Source organism: Vibrio sp. 10N.261.54.E10 (genome assembly GCF_002877735.2).
Taxonomy (GTDB): Bacteria; Pseudomonadota; Gammaproteobacteria; order Enterobacterales; family Vibrionaceae; genus Vibrio; species Vibrio crassostreae_C.
On the sequence record NZ_MCXE02000003.1, the window covers coordinates 575176 to 592998 of the forward strand.

The 17823-nt window shown below is 42.5% G+C and carries 19 protein-coding genes; 14 read left to right on the plus strand and 5 right to left on the minus strand.

Annotated features, from left to right (window positions below; translation table 11 throughout):
- Positions 1-204: 204 nt before the first annotated feature.
- Positions 205-846, plus strand: coding sequence for an orotate phosphoribosyltransferase (gene pyrE / locus BCU07_RS21560; RefSeq protein WP_017059267.1), 642 nt, complete (start codon positions 205-207; stop codon positions 844-846).
- A 138-nt stretch (positions 847-984) separates the two neighbouring features.
- Here the strand turns inward: pyrE and lpxL are convergent, their stop codons facing one another.
- From lpxL to coaBC, 3 genes are all read right to left on the minus strand, one after another.
- A complete protein-coding gene (lpxL, locus tag BCU07_RS21565; protein WP_102428470.1) occupies positions 985-1965 on the minus strand; it encodes an LpxL/LpxP family Kdo(2)-lipid IV(A) lauroyl/palmitoleoyl acyltransferase in 981 nt (326 codons plus the stop codon).
- 39 nt (positions 1966-2004) lie between these two features.
- Positions 2005-2595, minus strand: coding sequence for a nucleoid occlusion factor SlmA (gene slmA, locus BCU07_RS21570; RefSeq protein WP_004741428.1), 591 nt, complete (start codon positions 2593-2595; stop codon positions 2005-2007).
- Between the two features lie 139 nt (positions 2596-2734).
- Complete coding sequence (gene coaBC, locus BCU07_RS21575) at positions 2735-3976, minus strand: bifunctional phosphopantothenoylcysteine decarboxylase/phosphopantothenate--cysteine ligase CoaBC (protein ID WP_102428469.1); 1242 nt, start codon at positions 3974-3976, stop codon at positions 2735-2737.
- A 224-nt stretch (positions 3977-4200) separates the two neighbouring features.
- On the opposite strand from coaBC, the gene radC reads away from it, so the two are divergent.
- The 12 genes from radC to tnpC all read left to right on the plus strand — a co-directional run bounded on the left by radC (position 4201) and on the right by tnpC (position 14329).
- A complete protein-coding gene (gene radC, locus BCU07_RS21580) occupies positions 4201-4875 on the plus strand; it encodes a RadC family protein (protein ID WP_102428468.1) in 675 nt (224 codons plus the stop codon).
- A 291-nt stretch (positions 4876-5166) separates the two neighbouring features.
- The gene (gene rpmB, locus BCU07_RS21585) at positions 5167-5403 is read left to right on the plus strand and encodes a 50S ribosomal protein L28 (protein WP_004728407.1); all 237 of its coding nucleotides are present in this window, start codon (positions 5167-5169) and stop codon (positions 5401-5403) included.
- A gap of 13 nt (positions 5404-5416) precedes the next feature.
- Positions 5417-5584, plus strand: coding sequence for a 50S ribosomal protein L33 (gene rpmG, locus BCU07_RS21590; RefSeq protein ID WP_002535344.1), 168 nt, complete (start codon positions 5417-5419; stop codon positions 5582-5584).
- Between the two features lie 204 nt (positions 5585-5788).
- Positions 5789-6313, plus strand: a complete 525-nt coding sequence (locus BCU07_RS21595) for a hypothetical protein (protein ID WP_032546317.1) — start codon at positions 5789-5791, stop codon at positions 6311-6313.
- Between the two features lie 2 nt (positions 6314-6315).
- Positions 6316-7125, plus strand: coding sequence for a bifunctional DNA-formamidopyrimidine glycosylase/DNA-(apurinic or apyrimidinic site) lyase (gene mutM / locus BCU07_RS21600; protein ID WP_102428467.1), 810 nt, complete (start codon positions 6316-6318; stop codon positions 7123-7125).
- A gap of 46 nt (positions 7126-7171) precedes the next feature.
- Positions 7172-9193, plus strand: coding sequence for an LTA synthase family protein (locus BCU07_RS21605; protein ID WP_017066305.1), 2022 nt, complete (start codon positions 7172-7174; stop codon positions 9191-9193).
- A 33-nt stretch (positions 9194-9226) separates the two neighbouring features.
- Positions 9227-10330 (plus strand): hypothetical protein, encoded by a 1104-nt coding sequence (locus tag BCU07_RS21610; RefSeq protein WP_017066304.1) that lies wholly within the window; start codon positions 9227-9229, stop codon positions 10328-10330.
- A 30-nt stretch (positions 10331-10360) separates the two neighbouring features.
- Complete coding sequence (locus BCU07_RS21615; protein ID WP_017066303.1) at positions 10361-10921, plus strand: YrbL family protein; 561 nt, start codon at positions 10361-10363, stop codon at positions 10919-10921.
- A 20-nt stretch (positions 10922-10941) separates the two neighbouring features.
- Positions 10942-11991 carry a glycosyltransferase family 9 protein gene (locus tag BCU07_RS21620; protein WP_017066302.1) on the plus strand — a complete coding sequence of 350 codons (1050 nt, stop codon included), beginning with the start codon at positions 10942-10944 and terminating at the stop codon, positions 11989-11991.
- A gap of 81 nt (positions 11992-12072) precedes the next feature.
- A complete protein-coding gene (gene tnpA, locus BCU07_RS21625; RefSeq protein WP_017068715.1) occupies positions 12073-12390 on the plus strand; it encodes an IS66 family insertion sequence element accessory protein TnpA in 318 nt (105 codons plus the stop codon).
- Entirely contained in the window at positions 12387-12740 is a 354-nt protein-coding gene (gene tnpB / locus BCU07_RS21630; protein ID WP_017037716.1) for an IS66 family insertion sequence element accessory protein TnpB, read from the plus strand. The genes tnpA and tnpB overlap by 4 nt, the downstream gene beginning before the upstream one ends.
- A gap of 59 nt (positions 12741-12799) precedes the next feature.
- Positions 12800-14329: an IS66 family transposase gene (tnpC, locus tag BCU07_RS21635; protein WP_413286182.1), complete on the plus strand. Its 1530-nt coding sequence runs from the start codon at positions 12800-12802 to the stop codon at positions 14327-14329.
- A 39-nt stretch (positions 14330-14368) separates the two neighbouring features.
- On the opposite strand, the gene BCU07_RS21640 is transcribed toward tnpC, so the two are convergent.
- Positions 14369-15163 (minus strand): glycosyltransferase family 2 protein, encoded by a 795-nt coding sequence (locus BCU07_RS21640; protein ID WP_017066301.1) that lies wholly within the window; start codon positions 15161-15163, stop codon positions 14369-14371.
- Positions 15164-15182: 19 nt separating this feature from the next.
- A complete protein-coding gene (locus tag BCU07_RS21645) occupies positions 15183-16241 on the minus strand; it encodes a glycosyltransferase family 9 protein (protein WP_017066300.1) in 1059 nt (352 codons plus the stop codon).
- A gap of 389 nt (positions 16242-16630) precedes the next feature.
- Here BCU07_RS21645 and BCU07_RS21650 point away from each other — a divergent pair, with 389 nt between their 5' ends.
- Positions 16631-17821 carry a UDP-N-acetylglucosamine 4,6-dehydratase gene (locus BCU07_RS21650; RefSeq protein WP_102428040.1) on the plus strand — a complete coding sequence of 397 codons (1191 nt, stop codon included), beginning with the start codon at positions 16631-16633 and terminating at the stop codon, positions 17819-17821.
- Positions 17822-17823 lie beyond the last annotated feature (2 nt).

The following is a 17823-nucleotide window of genomic DNA, read 5'->3' on the forward strand; positions in this document are numbered from 1 at the left end:
TATTTTTTTATTTTCGTCATATATAACTCTACACCAGCGTTAGCTGCAATTTTTCACCCTAATCACATAGGTCCCCTATGCTCATAGGGCTGAAAAACCTTGCTGCCTTGTTGTAGAGCTATCTATTTAGAAAATACATCATTGTTAGCTTCCTGAGCGATTGGAAGTTAGGAACTGGAAAGTAAATTAATTTAGAGGATGAGCATGAAAGCATATCAACGTGAATTTATTGAATTTGCACTAGAGAAAGAAGTACTTAAGTTTGGTGAGTTTACTTTAAAGTCTGGCCGTAAGAGCCCTTACTTCTTCAATGCTGGATTGTTTAATACAGGTCGTGACCTAGCGCGTTTAGGTCGCTTCTACGCAGCAGCATTGGCTGATTCTGGCATTGAGTTCGATGTACTATTTGGCCCTGCATACAAGGGTATCCCAATTGCAACGACGACAGCGGTTGCACTGGCAGATCACCACGATGTAGATACGCCTTACTGTTTTAACCGTAAAGAAGCGAAAAACCACGGTGAAGGTGGCAACCTTGTCGGTAGCGCGCTTGAAGGTCGCATCATGTTAGTGGACGACGTGATCACTGCAGGTACTGCGATTCGTGAGTCGATGGAAATCATCCAAGCAAATGGCGCTGATTTAGCGGGTGTGCTTGTTGCTATCGACCGTCAAGAGAAGGGCAAAGGCGAACTGTCTGCGATTCAAGAAGTTGAGCGTGACTTCGGTTGTGCGATTATCTCAATCGTTAGCCTGACTGACTTGGTGACTTTCCTTGAAGAGAAAGGCACAGACGCAGCGCATCTAGAGTCAGTAAAAGCGTACCGCGCTCAATATGGTATCTAATGCCTGAAGTTTTGAACCTGATGGTTTAGATCCCTAGGTTTAGAATTTCAAAACGAGAAAGGCCCGAGAGATAAATATCTTTCGGGCCTTTTACTTTTCTATTGAGGTGAGCTGCTTTCTTATCTGAAGATAGGTGCTCTATTTGTAACGAATGCCGCGTTCAGCTTCTGGGTCTTCCATAGTCTTAAAGCGCTTGTGCAGCCACATCCACTGTTCTGGTGCTCTTAAGATAATCTTCTCAAGGTAGCGGTTCATGTAGGCGGCAGCCGCTTTCTCATCTTTCTGCGGGTAGTTTTCTTCGATTGACTCATCAGCCATGATTTCATATTTGCTGTTGGCATTTCTAAAACCAGACCCCGGAACAAGTGCACATCGGCTGGTGTAAGCCAGAATACTGGTGCCTGTTGTGGTACACGCATCTTCTACTGCGAAGAAAGGCACAAACACAGATTTGTTACGGCCGTAATCATGATCCGGCAGATAGAAAAGGATCTCACCCTGACGCAGGATTCGAATCATACGTTTGACGTCTTTACGGTGAATCAGGCGATTGCCGTTCTGAGTACGACCGCGGTATTGAATGAATTCATAAGCTGGGTTGTTGTGCGGGCGATAAACACCTAAACCTGAAATACCGAGAACAGCCATTGCTCGCGCGGTGATCTCTAGGTTCAAGGCATGTACGCAACATAGTAGAACACCTTTACCGTTGTCTTTGTGTGTACGCAGCGTTTGGGTATCTTTATCTACTAGGATTCTTTTGAAGCGCCACGTTGGCCAAAACCAGGTAATGCCCGTTTCGATGAGTGCCATACCGGTGTTCTTGAAGTTCTCACTGACCATTGCCGCGACTTCATCTGCTGGCTTGTCTGGGAAGGCGAGCTCCAAATTACGTGTTGCTACCGCGACGCGCTTTTTACCATAGCGAGCCCCCAAAGAGCCTAACGATCGGCCTAACAGCAGTAAGAGGCGATAAGGGAGAACGTTAACGATAAGCGCCAATAACCCAAAACCGAACCATACTCCCCAGTATTTAGGGTGGAGTAACGCCAGAGTAAAGGGTGGCTTAGTAATAACGTGTTGTGCAGTGCTGTTTGTCGGAGAAGTTTTCGTCGTCATAACCATCACTTAAGATTTGATTGCTACTTAATTTGATTGTTACTTAATCTGAGCGCTTAGCAGAGCCCAATAAGCATCAAAGTTTTCTGTTGGTTGATATTTGAAGTCTGAGCGAACAAATCGATTCAAGCTGCCTTCAACTTGACCGAGCAGTTGAGCGGCTAAGATTTTCTCATCAACCGGGAATGATTTCCCTTCACGAAGCTTTCTTTCACGCAGGATCTGGCGAAGTTGCGTCTCAATGCGTTCGAAAAGTTGGTTGATGCGATCACGCAGGCGTTCATTTTCAAACATTAGAGCATGACCAGATAAAATTCGAGTCAGGCCTGGGTTACGTTCTGAGAAAACTAAGATAAGTTGTAGTACTAGGCGTATGCGCTCTAGCGTGTCTTTCTCTTCATCCAGAATACGGTTGATTCGAGACATCAACGCTTCTTCAATGAACTCGATCAGGCCTTCAAACATGCGGGCTTTGCTTGGGAAGTGGCGGTATAACGCAGCTTCAGAAACACCCACTTGCTTGGCCAACTTTACCGTTGTGATACGAGAAGCACCTTCGGTCGATTCCAACATTTGTGCGAGAGCTTGTAGGATTTCTTCACGACGGTTTGATTTTCGAGTACCAGCCATCTATTTACTTCCTTTCCTAAAGATGAGGATTGAGTGAAGAAGGATTATAAACACCATTCAATTCTGTTTCCTAGTTTTGTAAGCCCTAGGTCAACAGAATCGAGAGGTGTCAGCAGATTATCAGAGCAAATTTGTGCGTTTATACATTAATAAGCTGTTGGATCTGATCGAGGATCTGGAAACCAAGTGTGTCTTTGCTTTCCAGTGGCAGAGATTTATCGCCGCCTTTCCAATAAAGGTGCAGCTCATTGCTACTGCTATTGAAGCCTTGGCCTTCAACTGAGACGTCGTTGGCGCAGATCATATCGAGGTTCTTTCTTTCCAGTTTACCGCGTGCGTACTTCTCAACATCTTGAGTTTCTGCTGCGAAGCCGACAGTAAATGGGCGACCTTCGGTCATTGAAGCGACAGAAGCGACAATATCTGGGTTTTTAACCATTTGAATGGTCATGTCGTCTTTACCGTCGACCTTTTTAAGCTTTTGGTCTGCAATGGTCTCAGGGCGGTAATCGGCAACCGCGGCGCAGCTGATGAAAATATCGTGTTGAGAAGCGTTAGCAGTAACGGCATCAAACATCTGTTGTGCGCTGTCGACATCAATACGATTAACTTTATTTGGCGTTGCTAATGAAACAGGGCCGCTGATTAGAGTCACTGTTGCGCCTTGTTTCGCGGCTGCTTCAGCCAGTGCATAGCCCATCTTGCCCGAGCTGTGGTTGGTAATGTAACGCACCGGGTCAATCGCTTCACGAGTCGGGCCTGCAGTAATAAGCACAAAACGGCCAGCAAGTGGCTTAGGTTGGAAGAAGTCTTCACAGCGGTGCACGAGCTGCATAGGCTCTAGCATGCGACCCATTCCCACATCACCACACGCTTGTTCGCCAGCCGCCGGTCCCCAAATCTCACAACCACGACGTTTTAGTGTTGCGATGTTCTCTTGAGTGGCAGGGTGGCTGTACATCTGTTGGTTCATTGCCGGAGATACCGCAACTGGCGCATCGGTTGCTAGAACCAAAGTGGTCAGTAGGTCGTTACCCATGCCAGCTGTCATGCGCGCAATCAGATCAGCGGTTGCTGGCGCTAGTAATACCAAATCAGCCCATTTTGCGAGCTCGATGTGCCCCATGGAAGCCTCAGCAGCAGGATCAAGCAAACTATCAGACACTGGCCTTCCAGAGACGGCTTGCATGGTGAGAGGAGTGATGAACTCCTTGGCTGCATTTGTCATCACGACTTGTACTTGCGCCCCACGCTCAATTAAGCGTCGAGTCAGTTCGGCACATTTATACGCAGCGATACCACCACTAATGCCAAGTAGGATTTTTTTCCCAGCTAGGCCTTGTAGGTCAGCGTTATCCAGTTGATTAACCAATGTTTGCATGATTCTGTTCCTTAATTTCTCTGCGACTTACGATATCAGAACAAAGGATTAGTGCCTAGAAGCAGAATTAGAACAGATTTGACGCTCATCAAGTTGGTGTTATCAAACTTATCAATTACACGGTTTTGCTAGTGACTCGTTTCCTTTTATCTCTACCGAAGGATCTCCGATTATGATCTCATTAAGGTGGTGGGTCGTGTTCATGACTAGTGATTAGTTTTTATATGCCAATAGATAAAATGCCTGCCGAATCGATGCCGAGAGAAAAGTTATTGAGTCGAGGGCCTGATTCTTTGAGTGATGCGGAATTGCTCGCGATATTTCTGCGAACAGGGACACAAGGAATGAACGTGTTGGAACTTGCTGACAAGTTGATCAAAGACTTTGGCTCGCTCCGTCATCTTTTTTCAGCAACGCAGGAAGAATTTTGTGCCCATAAAGGGATGGGGCAGGCCAAGTATGTTCAATTACAGGCTGTATTAGAGATGACGCAGCGTTATCTAGCAGAGACTTTATCTCGTGGAGATGCGCTCACGAGCCCTAGCCATACTAAGCTTTATCTTTCGAGCATGTTGCGTGATCGCCAGCGAGAAGCCTTCTATATATTGTTCCTCGATAACCAAAATAGGGTAATCAAAGACGAAGTTATGTTTGAAGGAACCATCGATGCCGCATCGGTTTACCCGCGGGAAGTGGTTAAACGGTCACTTCATCACAATGCGGCGGCATTAATCTTAGCTCATAACCATCCTTCGGGTGTTGCGGAACCCAGCCAAGCGGATAGGCGGATTACACGCCGATTAACCGATGCATTAGCGCTGGTGGACATACGAATACTCGACCATTTTGTGGTTGGAGATGGCGAAGTTGTCTCTTTTGCAGAGCGTGGATGGATTTGAATCACATTTTAGGTTGTTAGTTGCGTTAAATCTGCTATTATTCCGCCCACATTTTTAGACCTAAAATCAGCTCTGATTACTCAAGCAAGCTGCGCTGCACAAAAAAAGATCACGAAATCCGTAAAAAGGATCTGTTCGGGTCTTGAGCAATGCGTGTCAAGTTAGTATAATGCGCGACCTTTGATAGCCTTGTATGGATTTTCCATAACGGTTTTTACCTTCTATTTTAATTGATAGAGAGGTTCGGCCACCAAGGTTGATATCGAGCTGAAACGATTGGAGAAGACATTCATGTCCCGAGTATGCCAAGTAACTGGTAAGCGTCCAGTAACGGGTAACAACCGTTCACACGCACGCAATGCTACTAAGCGCCGTTTTCTGCCGAACCTACAAACTCATCGTTTCTGGGTAGAGAGCGAAAAACGTTTTGTTAAACTACGTCTAACTGCTAAAGGCATGCGTATCATTGATAAGAAAGGCATCGATGCTGTTCTTGTTGATATCCGTGCACGTGGCGAAAACGTTTAAGAGGAATTAAGCAATGGCTAAAGGCATTCGTGAGAAAATTCGTCTAGTATCTTCTGCAGGTACTGGTCACTTCTACACAACTGATAAGAACAAGCGTAACATGCCAGGCAAATTTGAGATCAAAAAGTTTGATCCAGTAGTTCGCCAACACGTTATGTACAAAGAAGCTAAAATCAAGTAATTGATGCTTTTTTTGCTCTTCTTCAGTAGAAGAAAGAATTGAAAAACCCAGTTTAATCGCTGGGTTTTTTTATATCTAAAATTTGAGGAACTCAATTATTCTTGCTTGATATAGCCTCTGATAGATAGAAATCTGTACAACATAGAAAGTATTGCCACTTTCACGATATACTGAATGTTCAATAGGTTAGATGAGCAGAATCAGATGAGATATCGTGGACGCCGGTGGAACAACATACTCATGTTCAGTGTGATCGCTTTTATTGGCGTGTTAAACCTTCCAACATTGATCAAAGCGTACCTTATCGAGCCTGAACCGCAGGTTGATAGCCCTTATCCTTATCTCCTGAACCCAACAGCAAAGCTTCAAGCGTTACACTTTGCTAAGTGGTCTGTCATTCAACAAGATAATCAATGGGTTTACCAGTTCGAAGATACTGACTTTCCTCAAGCCACCAATGCACAAGAGCTGTCACAACGTTGGAAAGAGCTTGTGGGCACGGAAGTCGACTCACAGACCTACACAGACCTTACGCCTCGGTTAAATACACCACACACCATCGAAGTATGGTATCAAGACCAAGAAGAGCCCCAGCGTATTACCTATTATCAATTGCCTGAGTTCTGGTTGTTAAAAAACTGGAATGATCAGTGGTTGGCGGTGTCTATTGAAGAGAGCTACCTGTTTCCAAGCTTTAACGCTAACCACTCCTCTAAATCGGACGACTAACTATGCCTGAATTACCCGAAGTCGAAGTAAGCCGTATGGGGATCTCGCCTCATTTAGTTGGCGAGACCATTAAAACCCTTACTTTTCGCACGCCTAAGCTGCGTTGGGATATCCCACAAGAGTTAAAAGCATTAGAAGGGCAGATGATTCGCTCCATCTCGCGCCGTGCAAAGTACCTATTGATTGAAACGGATACTGGCACTGCCATTGTTCACCTTGGTATGTCTGGCTCACTACGCGTATTAGACGCTGACTTTCCAGCAGCCAAGCACGATCACGTGGATCTTAAGCTCACCAATGGCAAAGTATTGCGCTACAACGACCCTCGCCGCTTTGGCGCTTGGTTGTGGTCGGCGCCTGATGAAGTCCACTCTGTGTTGCTTGGTTCTGGTCCTGAGCCGTTAACGGACGACTTTAACGCTGACTACATTGCTGAGAAAGCAGAAAAGCGTAAAGTGGCCGTCAAGCAGTTCATCATGGACAACAAAGTGGTGGTTGGTGTGGGTAATATCTATGCCAATGAAGCGCTATTTGCTTCACGTATTAGCCCTTTGCGCCCTGCAAGCAAAGTGACAAAACAAGAGTGGGTCTTGTTGACCAAAGAGATCAAACAAGTGCTCGCCACCGCCATTAAACAAGGTGGTACTACGCTGAAAGATTTTTCTCAGGCTGATGGTAAACCAGGCTACTTCGCACAAGAGCTGCAAGTGTATGGTAAAGCAGGTGAAAAGTGTCCAAGCTGCGAAGCATTGATTCAAGAGCTAAAAATCGGACAGCGCAATACGTTTTATTGCGAAGAGTGCCAAAAGTAAACAAAACTGAATAAAAATCTTGATTGCTGTGCACAAAAGCGGCTCAATGATATACTTTTTGCAGTATTTAACCGCTTCAGACATATTTGCTATGATAAATCGCCAGACAAACTATTATCACCTTCTTAAACTAATTGCCTCACTAGTTGTGATGGCAACATGCTTGCTTTCTATTTCACGTGGCATGTTTTTACACTTGATTGCAGATGATGTATTGCTCAAGCAACACAGTGACGATATTTTCCAAGCGTTCTTTGTTGGAGCAAGATATGATTTAAAAGTGACAGCAATAGGTTTTGCTCCCATCTTTTTAACTGGTTTGATTACCGCGCAATTTCAAAACGTTTTTGGTGTTTGGAGAAAGTGGGCACCATATTACTCATTAGTTATTTTCTTTTTAATAACCGCATTCTCGATCGGCAATTACTACTATTATGTGACGTACGGAAATTACATAGACCTTTTTGCATTCGGGATTTTCGATGATGATACCTCAGCTATTTTGGGAGATGCTTGGAGGAGTTATCCTATTGTCTGGTCTTTCTTAGGCTCTATAGCAATTGCTTGTTTTTTTATGTGGGTTCATAGAAAGCTTGACCATAAGCTAATTAGTGGTTCTTCTTCAAGAAAACCTAAAGTCTGGCAAACGACAGTAGTTGTTATCTCGGTTGTCGCTGTCTACTTTGTGGCAGCTAGAGGTTCGATTGGCTCATTACCTCTCAAACGGTACCATGCAAATGTTTCCCAATATAAAGCCCTTAATATTGTGACGCCCAATGCATTTATGGCTATTGATTGGGCTCGATCAGATTACAAGGGCCAATCAAAAATTGAGCCTGTTGATAAGAGCGAGCTAGAACAACAGATGCTACAAGTGCTTGGCCAAACAACACCACATTACCCGCTGCCTATCAATCACTATTTAGAGAAAAACCAACCACATGTTGTAATGGCATTGATGGAAAGTATGGGCACCAATGTTCTGTTAGAAGATGACCAAGGCAGAAACGATATGCTAGGAGCGCTTCGTCCTCATTTTGAAAATGATTTTGTATTTGAAAGGTTTGTATCTGGTGGTAGTGGCACACTTGAAAGCATCATGATGATGTTGTTTTATAGCCCGATCCCAACAATTGCTCATAACAATTATCAAAAAGTGGCTTTAGAAAGCTCTGCCGTTTTGCCATATAAAGAAGCTGGCTATGAAGTGATTTTTTTGACTGGGGGAAATGGGATGTGGCGAAACCTGTCGAATTACCTTCCGGTGCAGGGGTTCGATAAGGTGCTAGATGAAAATGATATCAAAAAGGCCATTCCAGATGCTGCTAGTCAAGCATCAACATGGGGAGTTCCTGATGAGTATACTTTTCAATATGCAGAAGAGTTGCTAAAGAATGCCACTCAGCCAACCATGCTGTATATCTTAACTGTGACAAATCACCCTCCGTATAAAGCGCCTTCTGGCTACAAGGCTAGCTCAATAACGGTTAGCGATAGGTTAGATGAGCTTATGGGGCCTTTAGCAAAAGATGCTGACGCCATGTTGAAGACTTACCAATATGCTAACGATTCGCTAGGTCGATTTATTAGCAGTATTAAGCACTCTTCATTAGGCCAAAAAACTTTGATAGCAGCAACTGGTGATCACCGCGCTCGTTCGATTGCGACAACACGGAAGGATGAAATTGCTGTATCGGAAGGCGTTCCCTTTTATATGTATGTCCCACCGAAAATTTTAGACCAAGTTGAATATAACTACGATCCCCAAAGAGTAGGTTCGCACAAAGATGTGTTTCCAACACTATACCATTACAGCTTGTCCGGTAGAGAGTATGTGTCTTTGGCTGGTAATAATATGCTGAACAGCTTAGATATAAATGAATTTGGTTACAATCAATCTCGAACTATTACTCCAAATGGTGTGTTTTTTAATGATGACCCCACTCTAGTGTACCCTTGGCGAGATGGAGCCCAGAATGAACTAAGTGGAAAAGAAAATACGGACTCTAATATTATTGGATATAAAGTTCTTTTAGATATGTATTTGAGAAGCTTAGTTGTTAAGTGATTAAGCGAGAAATAAAAATAGAGGGTTCACTTTATGCTACAAGAAAAACATTTGATTGTTGGATACAGCAGTCATATCTTTGTAAATTTGTATATAGACATGTTGATTAATAAGTGTGCCATTCATAAAAAGAATTTATATTTTTTGACATTGGACAATAATGTTATAAAAAATTCAATCATTGAAAGCAAATATTATAAAGATTTCTCTCTAGAAGAGATATCCTCGGCTAAAAGCATTACATTCATATCATTGAATAAAAATAATAGTTTTTTATTCAATGACATTTGTTCTTTCAATGAGACTTCTATCGAAAAAATATACGTACATTTAACCGAAGATGAATTAACTCGTTGGGTTAAAACTAAGAGTAAAAATGGTTTTTTGAAAGTAACGCCTCGTAATTATATGTCTGATGATTGTATAACAGTCTTGAAAAAAATAAGAAATTTCATAGCAGCAGAAAAAGCATTTAATCAAGATTTACAATACGTTTTAGAAAGGAGTGATTTTAACATTACGGATGCGCGAGATGCATTCTCTGTTATGCCGACTAAAGAATTAGAAAAATTTCAAGAGTTGTATAAATTAAAATCACAGGCGATAAATCCCGAGGAAAAAATATTAATAGGAGCTAAACGTGGGGTGTTTACACTTTCTGAAACTATTAGTATTTTAAATGATCTTGATAAAAAAGGTGCTTTGCTAGATTACAAGTACATGATATTTACTTACAATAAAAGGCGGAAATATAGAATTCTTCTGGATGTTTACTGTGCCTACTTAAGATTTTTCAAAAGGAAAAATATTGATATTAGTTTCCCAACAGTAACGAATGGTGTTACGTACAACGCCCTAGTTATGTCTTGCAACCATATAATATTGCAAGACAGAGGTAGTATGACAACAATAAAGGAGTATATAAGAATGGAGCGGGGTATAGTGCATGTGCGAGATAAATCACGAAATTATAGAGAGCTTACTGAAACTATTGGTGTACAAGTTGAAAGTTATCAAAACTTTTCAGAATTGGCTTCAAATATTGTAAATAGTAAGATAAATATCAAGGAAAACAGTCTACTTGTAGTCAATTTCTTTAATAAGAGTTTTGAACGTTTAAGAAAGGTTTACTCTTGATAAGTCTATTTTTAAGTTAAGATTTTTGTTATGAATATTGCGGAATTAAAATTATCTGATGCTCTAGAAATTGCACGAGGTTCTGAACGCGTGGTTTATGTTCATCCAGAAAACCCAAGTTTGTGCATAAAAATTCGATACCAAACTAAACGGTCAAGAAACGAAAGTGAACGTGAGTTCTCTTATATGCAATCACTAAAGAAAAGAATGGATATTTCAGATTTACCCTTTGCTTTACCTATAGAATGGGTGGACACTAACTTAGGCTGTGGCTTGGTGTGTCCATTAATAAAAGGCGAAGATGGAAAGATAGCTAAGAACTTAGCGAAAGATCGAACTCATCCTAAGCTTGAGTTACTAGTCGATGAATTCTGCCGAAAGCTTATATCAAAAAAAATATCTGTCATAGATCTTGTATCAGGTAATTTAGTTATTGCCTATTACCAAGGAAGAGAGCAGGTTGTGATGATTGACGGTTTTGGTTTTACTAATGACTTTCTTAAACTCCTCTACCACATATCACCTGCCATCACTCAAAGGCAAACTCAGCGCAGAGTTGCTTTGCTTAAAAAGAGATTTGGTTTCAATTAGTTTTAGTAAAGGGCGTAATTATGCAAAAAATTCTTGTAGTACGTAATGACAAAATTGGTGATTTCATGCTCGCATGGCCAAGCTTTGCAATGTTAAAGGTGTCCTTACCTAATACTCATATTACTGCATTGGTTCCTAAATATACTGTCGCGCTTGCGGAACTTTGCCCATGGATAGACTCAGTATTGCTCGATCCAACAGAGAACTCGAGTAAAGAAGAACAAAAAAAACTGTTAGAAAAAATAAAGACTGAAAAGTTTGATGTTTCAATTAACTTCTTTTCAACAGCATATAACGCCAAGTTAGTGTGGAAAGCTAAAATACCTTATCGTTTGGCACCTGCAACCAAGTTTACCCAAATCCTATACAACAAACGAATTGTTCAGCGTCGTTCTAAATCATTAAAATCAGAATATGAGTACAACTTAGACTTAGTTCGTTCTTTTCTAGATGATATTAATAAACCGATCGTAGAACCTAGTACCCCGTATTTAACTTTTTCTGAGAGTGAACTAATTACTCAAAAGAACAAGCTTGCTGAAATACTAGAGCTTGATAAAAATAGGTCATGGTTGTTTGTACATGCTGGAACTGGTGGTTCAGCTAACAATTTATCACTTAACCAATACAGGGATCTTATTGCTGGCTTGGCGGCAAAGTTCGAAATAGTACTTACAGCTGGCCCTGGAGAAGAAGGTAAGGCACAAGAACTGAAAAATTTGTTAGCTAAAATAGACGTTGAAGCTCGTGTTTATGACAAAAATGACGGTTTGGTAGACTTTTCTCGCTCGCTAGCATGTGCTGATTTATTTACTGCAGGGTCAACAGGCCCATTACACATTGCTGCTGCTCTTGACGTACCTACAATTGGGTTCTTTCCGAGTAAAAGGTCAGCAACACCTTTACGTTGGCGTCCATTAAACTCAGTTGACACGCATATCGCCTTTTGTCCTCAAAATGCAAGCAGTAGAGGTGAACAAGATGATTTGACTCGCATAGATATTTCATACGTGCTTGAAACAATAGAGCCATGGATAAGCAATCTAAAGTCCTCAGTTAAAGGAATGTAACGTAAGCGTGTCATGAACACCGCATTCTAATCCTTCAGCACGAAGAATAAGATCAACTCTCCAACCCAAAGGAGAGTTGAAATGGCAAAACGACGTACCAACCTAGAATGGCAATCACTGTTTGAGCAATATGAAAGCAGCAGTGTTACCCAACGCGCTTTTTGTGAAGAGCATGGACTGAGTTTATCCACGTTCTTTGCCAAACGGCGTCAACTCCAAACAGCAAGCCAATCGGAATCTGTCGGATTTGTTAAAGCCGAAATCGTTGAAAAGACAACCAAGTATCAGGCCCAGATAGCTACGGCGAACATGACACTTCTCATCAATGATGTGGAGCTGAGCATTCCTCAAGGCACGCCAGCCACCTATCTTGCTGAACTCATTGGAGCGTTGTCATGAAAGGTATGCTCAGCGCTCCAGACATTTACCTTTATCGTGAAAGCGTCGATTTTAGAAAGTCCATCAACGGCCTTGCAGCGATTATCGAAAATGATACTGACTTGCCTCTTGGCAGCGGTGCGCTGTTCCTGTTTACCAATAAACAGCGCGATAAGATTAAAGTGTTGTACTGGGATAAAACAGGCTTCGCCCTCTGGTATAAACGCCTTGAAAAAGCCAAGTATAAGTGGCCTTCAAAAGAGAAAAATCAGGTGTTTACCCTCACTCAATTTGAGCTTGACAGACTGCTTTCAGGCTTCACAATTATCGGCCACGAACCCATCAAAATAAACGATTTTACAATGAGTTAATCGAGAATAAGGCCTTATTCTCCAAGCGTTAACGGCACGATTTTAGTATAATCAATGCTATGAAAAAGACGCCAAATATCGACCCAGAAAGCCAAGATGTTGCCGAGCTACAAGCGATGGTAGCTGCTCTGATGTCGGAGAAAAATGAGTGGAAACAAGAGCGCCAATCGCTGCTTGAACAACTCAAACTCGCCTTCGACCGTCAGTTCGCGAAACGCTCGGAGGCATTAAAGCCTTACGATGAATCACAAGGTGACCTCTTCAACGAAGCGGAATGTGAAGCCGTTAAAGAAGACGAGGTTGAGGTGACAACCACGACCACAACGAAAAAGCGCGGTAAACGTAAACCTCTGCCTAAGACCTTGCCTCGTGAGGTTATCGAACTTGATATAGACGACCATGAAAAGCAGTGCGCTTGCTGCAATCATAGCCTGCATAAAATCGGGGAAGACCGCAGCGAGAAGCTAGAGTTCACGCCAGCGGTACTCAAAGTGTTGGAATATGTTCGTCCTAAGTACGCTTGCCGCCAGTGCGAGAAAACAGGCGACAGCAGCCGAATCGTTCAGAAGCTATCCCCTCAGAGCCTCATCCCTAAAAGCTTCGCCACAGAAAGTTTGCTGACCAACATCATTCTTGGAAAATACCAATACGCGATGCCACTTTACCGTCAAGAATCGCTGTTTACCCAGTCGGGTATCGAGCTATCACGTACCACCATGGCTAGGTGGGTCATCCAAGTCAGTGAGAAGTTCGCCCCGCTGTATGCCGCCTTGAAAGAGCACCTACTTCAACAAGTGGTGGTTCAAGCGGATGAAACGCCGCTCAATGTGCTCAAAGAAGAGAAGCAGTGTTATATGTGGCTCTACTGCTCAGGCGCTGACTCACCCGAAGCGGCACTGCCGAATGTGAAAAATATTGCCTTGTACGACTATCAAAACAGTCGCGCGAGGGCGTGTCCCGTGGACTTTTTAGGTGACTACAACGGTTATCTACAAACCGATGGCTACGCGGCTTATGATGGACTTCATCACGTCACCAAGGTAGGGTGCTTAGCGCATGCTCGTCGCAAGTTCATGGATGCTAAAAAGCTTCAAGGGAAAGGTAAATCGGGCAAGGCTGATAAGGCGCTGGCTAAAATCCAAAAACTCTACGGGATAGAATCACGCTTAAAAGGTGCGCCTGCCCAAGAGCGAAAAGCAGAGCGTCAAGCGCTTGCCAAGCCGATACTGGATGAGCTTTACCAATGGATGACGACCCAGAAGGTGATTGGCTCTAGCCCACTAGGCAAAGCGATAAAATATACGCTTGGGCAGTGGTCAAAGCTTATTCGTTATATCGACGATGGTCACTTATCTATTGATAATAATCGCGCTGAACGCGCAATTAAACCACTGGTCATTGGCAGGAAGAACTGGCTGTTCTCTAACACACCAAACGGTGCTGATGCGAGCGCGATGCTTTACAGCATCATCGAGACCGCGAAAGCCAACGGTCTTATCCTCTACGACTACATGGTCAAGTGCATGAAAGAGCTGGCGAAAGCTGAGCCTGATATCGACGCACTCCTGCCTTGGAACTTCAAACACTGACAAGTCGCCCCGTGGGTTCATGGGGCGGATACAATGTAACTAGATTTTATCTTGATCAGACTGAGATCGTGTATGGGTTCTCTCCCATAAATCGGCATATTTTACAAAGGTGGAATGTGCCGATAATAAAGAAATGAGTAAGCCTTGCTTACCATCTAAAAAGCCAGCTCTAAGGAAATACATCTTTATAAAACATCCAACAGAGTGAAAGAGACCTTGAGTTAAACTTGCTGTCTTACCTTGTTTTTCTCGTTGATCTGCCCAAGCTTTCGCATAGCCAGCTGATTTTAAAAGGTAATGATTCATATCATTATAGGTATAATGCACAAGGTCTCCTTGTAATATCTTCACTTGCACATCTTTTGTAACGTAAACCTTTTCGTGTACTAGAGCGTCATTATAGCCTGTTAAACGGGTGCGATATAAGCGCAAAACTTTATCTGGATACCAACCACAATGGCGTATGTATCGACCAAAAACCCAGCTTAATCGAGTCAATCCATATACAGTGTTTGAATTGTCAGAATTGACCGCCTCTAAAATACTCAGTTTTAGTTCAGGGGTAACTCGCTCATCTGCATCAAGCCAAAGGACGTAATCCGATTCGACATGCTGTTGTGCAAGTTGCCTTTGCATCCCAAATCCAGGCCAATCAAAATTAACAAAAAACTTGTCCGTAAAACTCCTAGCTATTTGCTCAGTACCGTCGGTGCTCCCTGAGTCTAGAATCACTATTTCGTCAACCCAATCACTGACTGTATCTAGGCATGCTTTTAGGTGTTGTGCTTCATTTTTTACGATAAGAGCTACCGCAATTGTTGGTTTACTTGCCATTTGAGTTCCTGAGCTAATCTTATCGCAATAGGTTTAATTCTTGGGTGACTTTATCAAACATTTTAATGACCGAATCAGAAGAGATTCTATTCATCGCATTTTTATCTTTTGCACGTGCTCGCCAGCTTAATTGGGTCAAATCTTTGCCTGTCTCCTCTAAAATGGCTTCCTCATAGGCTGAAACTACATAGTCTAGGTAACGGAATGGCCCGGTTCGATTGGGGTTGTGATGAGCATACAAACCGATAACCGGCGTTGCCATTGTATTTGCCATGTGAGTAGGACCTGTGTCAGGAGCGATGATTAAATCAGCCTTATCAATGAGAGCAAGCATCTCTTTTAATGAGCTTTTTCCAACAAGGTCAGTAACACTCTCGTTTAGACCACCTTGCACCTCTTGTGCTAGTTCAAGTTCTACTTTAGCGGGACTGCCTGCGAGAAGAACGTTCCAACCATGACCTAAAGCGTGATTAATTACATCTTGATAGCCACTGGCATTCCAGTTTTTATATGACTTGCTAGCAGCAGGTACTACGACCAAATTCGGCTTTTCATTAGAAATGTGCTTTGATGCCCACTCTAGGTCTGTTGAGGAGTAGTGAAGGCCCCATACCGGTTGCATGTTCGTTATACCTAAAGTTTTGCCAAAGGCTAGTAAGCCATCGAGCACGTGCATAGTATTTGGTGATGGCACTTTGATGTTAGTAAACAAGGTTTGAAAGTCTTGGCTCCTACTGCTATCAAACCCAAGTTTATAACGGGATTTGATGCCTAAGGTTGCTAAACTAGCGCGCAAAGCATATTGCATATGCAGTAAGGCGTCGAAGTGATAATTTCTGAGAGCTTTCCAAAGGTTTATATACGCTTTCCAGCCTCCACTCTTATCAAACGTAACAACTTTTATGCCTTCTAGCTCGGAGATTAACTTGCTCTCTAGATGACCTGTTACCCAGACGATTTCAGTCGATGGCCATTGTCTTTGAATTGCCTTGACGGCAGCGACCGTATTGCAAACATCACCGATAGCGGAAAGTCTTAAAATACAGAGCGAATTAGGTGGTTGGCGAAACAAAGTCATGTATTAGTTTTCAGTTAGCGAGGAAGTATGAATTATGCAGAGTTATAGTAAAAATGTAAAATTCAATAGCAACATGACCCAGTCTTTTATTGGGTTAAAAGTAGGTTTTGCTCTCAGATATACAAACACATAGGACAAACAATGTGGTTTCGTTATAATGATCTGTACTAGATTCTGCACTGCCTCCGCCTCAGATAGTTTGCGACTAGAACTGAGAATTAACACGATACTTTTTTCTTGCAGTATGGTGTTACTTGCGTTTACTAGAATTAGGAAAGGCGTCTAGTCTCGATTGTTTCACCAAGAGCTAAAGTGCTTGACAGACAGTGGATAGCAAAAGTCCACCTCATTTGAATTTCAAAAATAAAGAAAACAGAGAAACTCATCCAATGAATTCTATTTTACCCCTCATCGGTCGTACCGATGCTTTGTTTACTCAAGACATCGGTCAGCATGAAGCTGAGCTATCTCGTATTGTTTCTGAATCCCGCTTCCTTGTACTTGGTGGCGCAGGCTCCATTGGCCAAGCGGTTACTAAAGAGATCTTTAAACGCAACCCTAATAAATTGCATGTTGTTGATATCAGTGAAAATAACATGGTGGAGGTGGTTCGAGATATTCGTAGCTCTTTTGGTTACATCGATGGTGACTTTCAAACTTTTGCTCTTGATATCGGTTCGATTGAGTATGATGCGTTCATTAAGGCAGATGGCCAATACGATTACGTATTGAACTTATCGGCACTTAAGCATGTCCGTAGTGAAAAAGATCCGTACACGCTAATGCGAATGATCGATGTGAATGTGTTTAATACTGATAAAACTATTCAACAATCGATTGATGCTGGGGCGAAGAAATATTTCTGTGTCTCGACAGATAAAGCGGCAAATCCAGTCAATATGATGGGAGCATCAAAGCGTATTATGGAGATGTTCCTAATGCGTAAAAGTGAAGAGATGGCTATCTCGACAGCACGTTTTGCTAACGTGGCATTCTCTGATGGTTCCCTATTACACGGCTTTAACCAACGCCTATTGAAAAACCAACCTATCGTGGCGCCAAATGACATTAAACGCTACTTCGTTACGCCTCAAGAGTCTGGTGAGTTATGCTTAATGTCGTGTATTTTTGGTGAAAACAGAGACATCTTCTTCCCTAAACTTAGTGAAGCACTTCACTTAATCTCATTTGCAGATATTGCTGTGAAGTACCTTGAGCAACGCGGTTACGAACCTCATCTTTGTGAAAGCGAAGATGAAGCCCGTGAGTTGGCGAAAACACTTCCATCACAAGGCAAGTGGCCTTGTTTGTTTACGTCTAGTGACACTACTGGTGAGAAAGACTTTGAAGAGTTTTTTACCGATAAAGAAACACTCGATATGGAGCGTTTTGCAAACCTAGGCATTATTAAAAACGACCCTTTGTATCAGCAAGAGTTACTGAATTTATTTGAAAGTACAATTGGTCAAATGAAATCAGATCGAGAGTGGAGCAAAGAGCAAATCGTCGAGCTATTCTTTACTATGATTCCTGACTTTGGACACAAAGAAACAGGCAAATATCTAGACAGTAAAATGTAGGA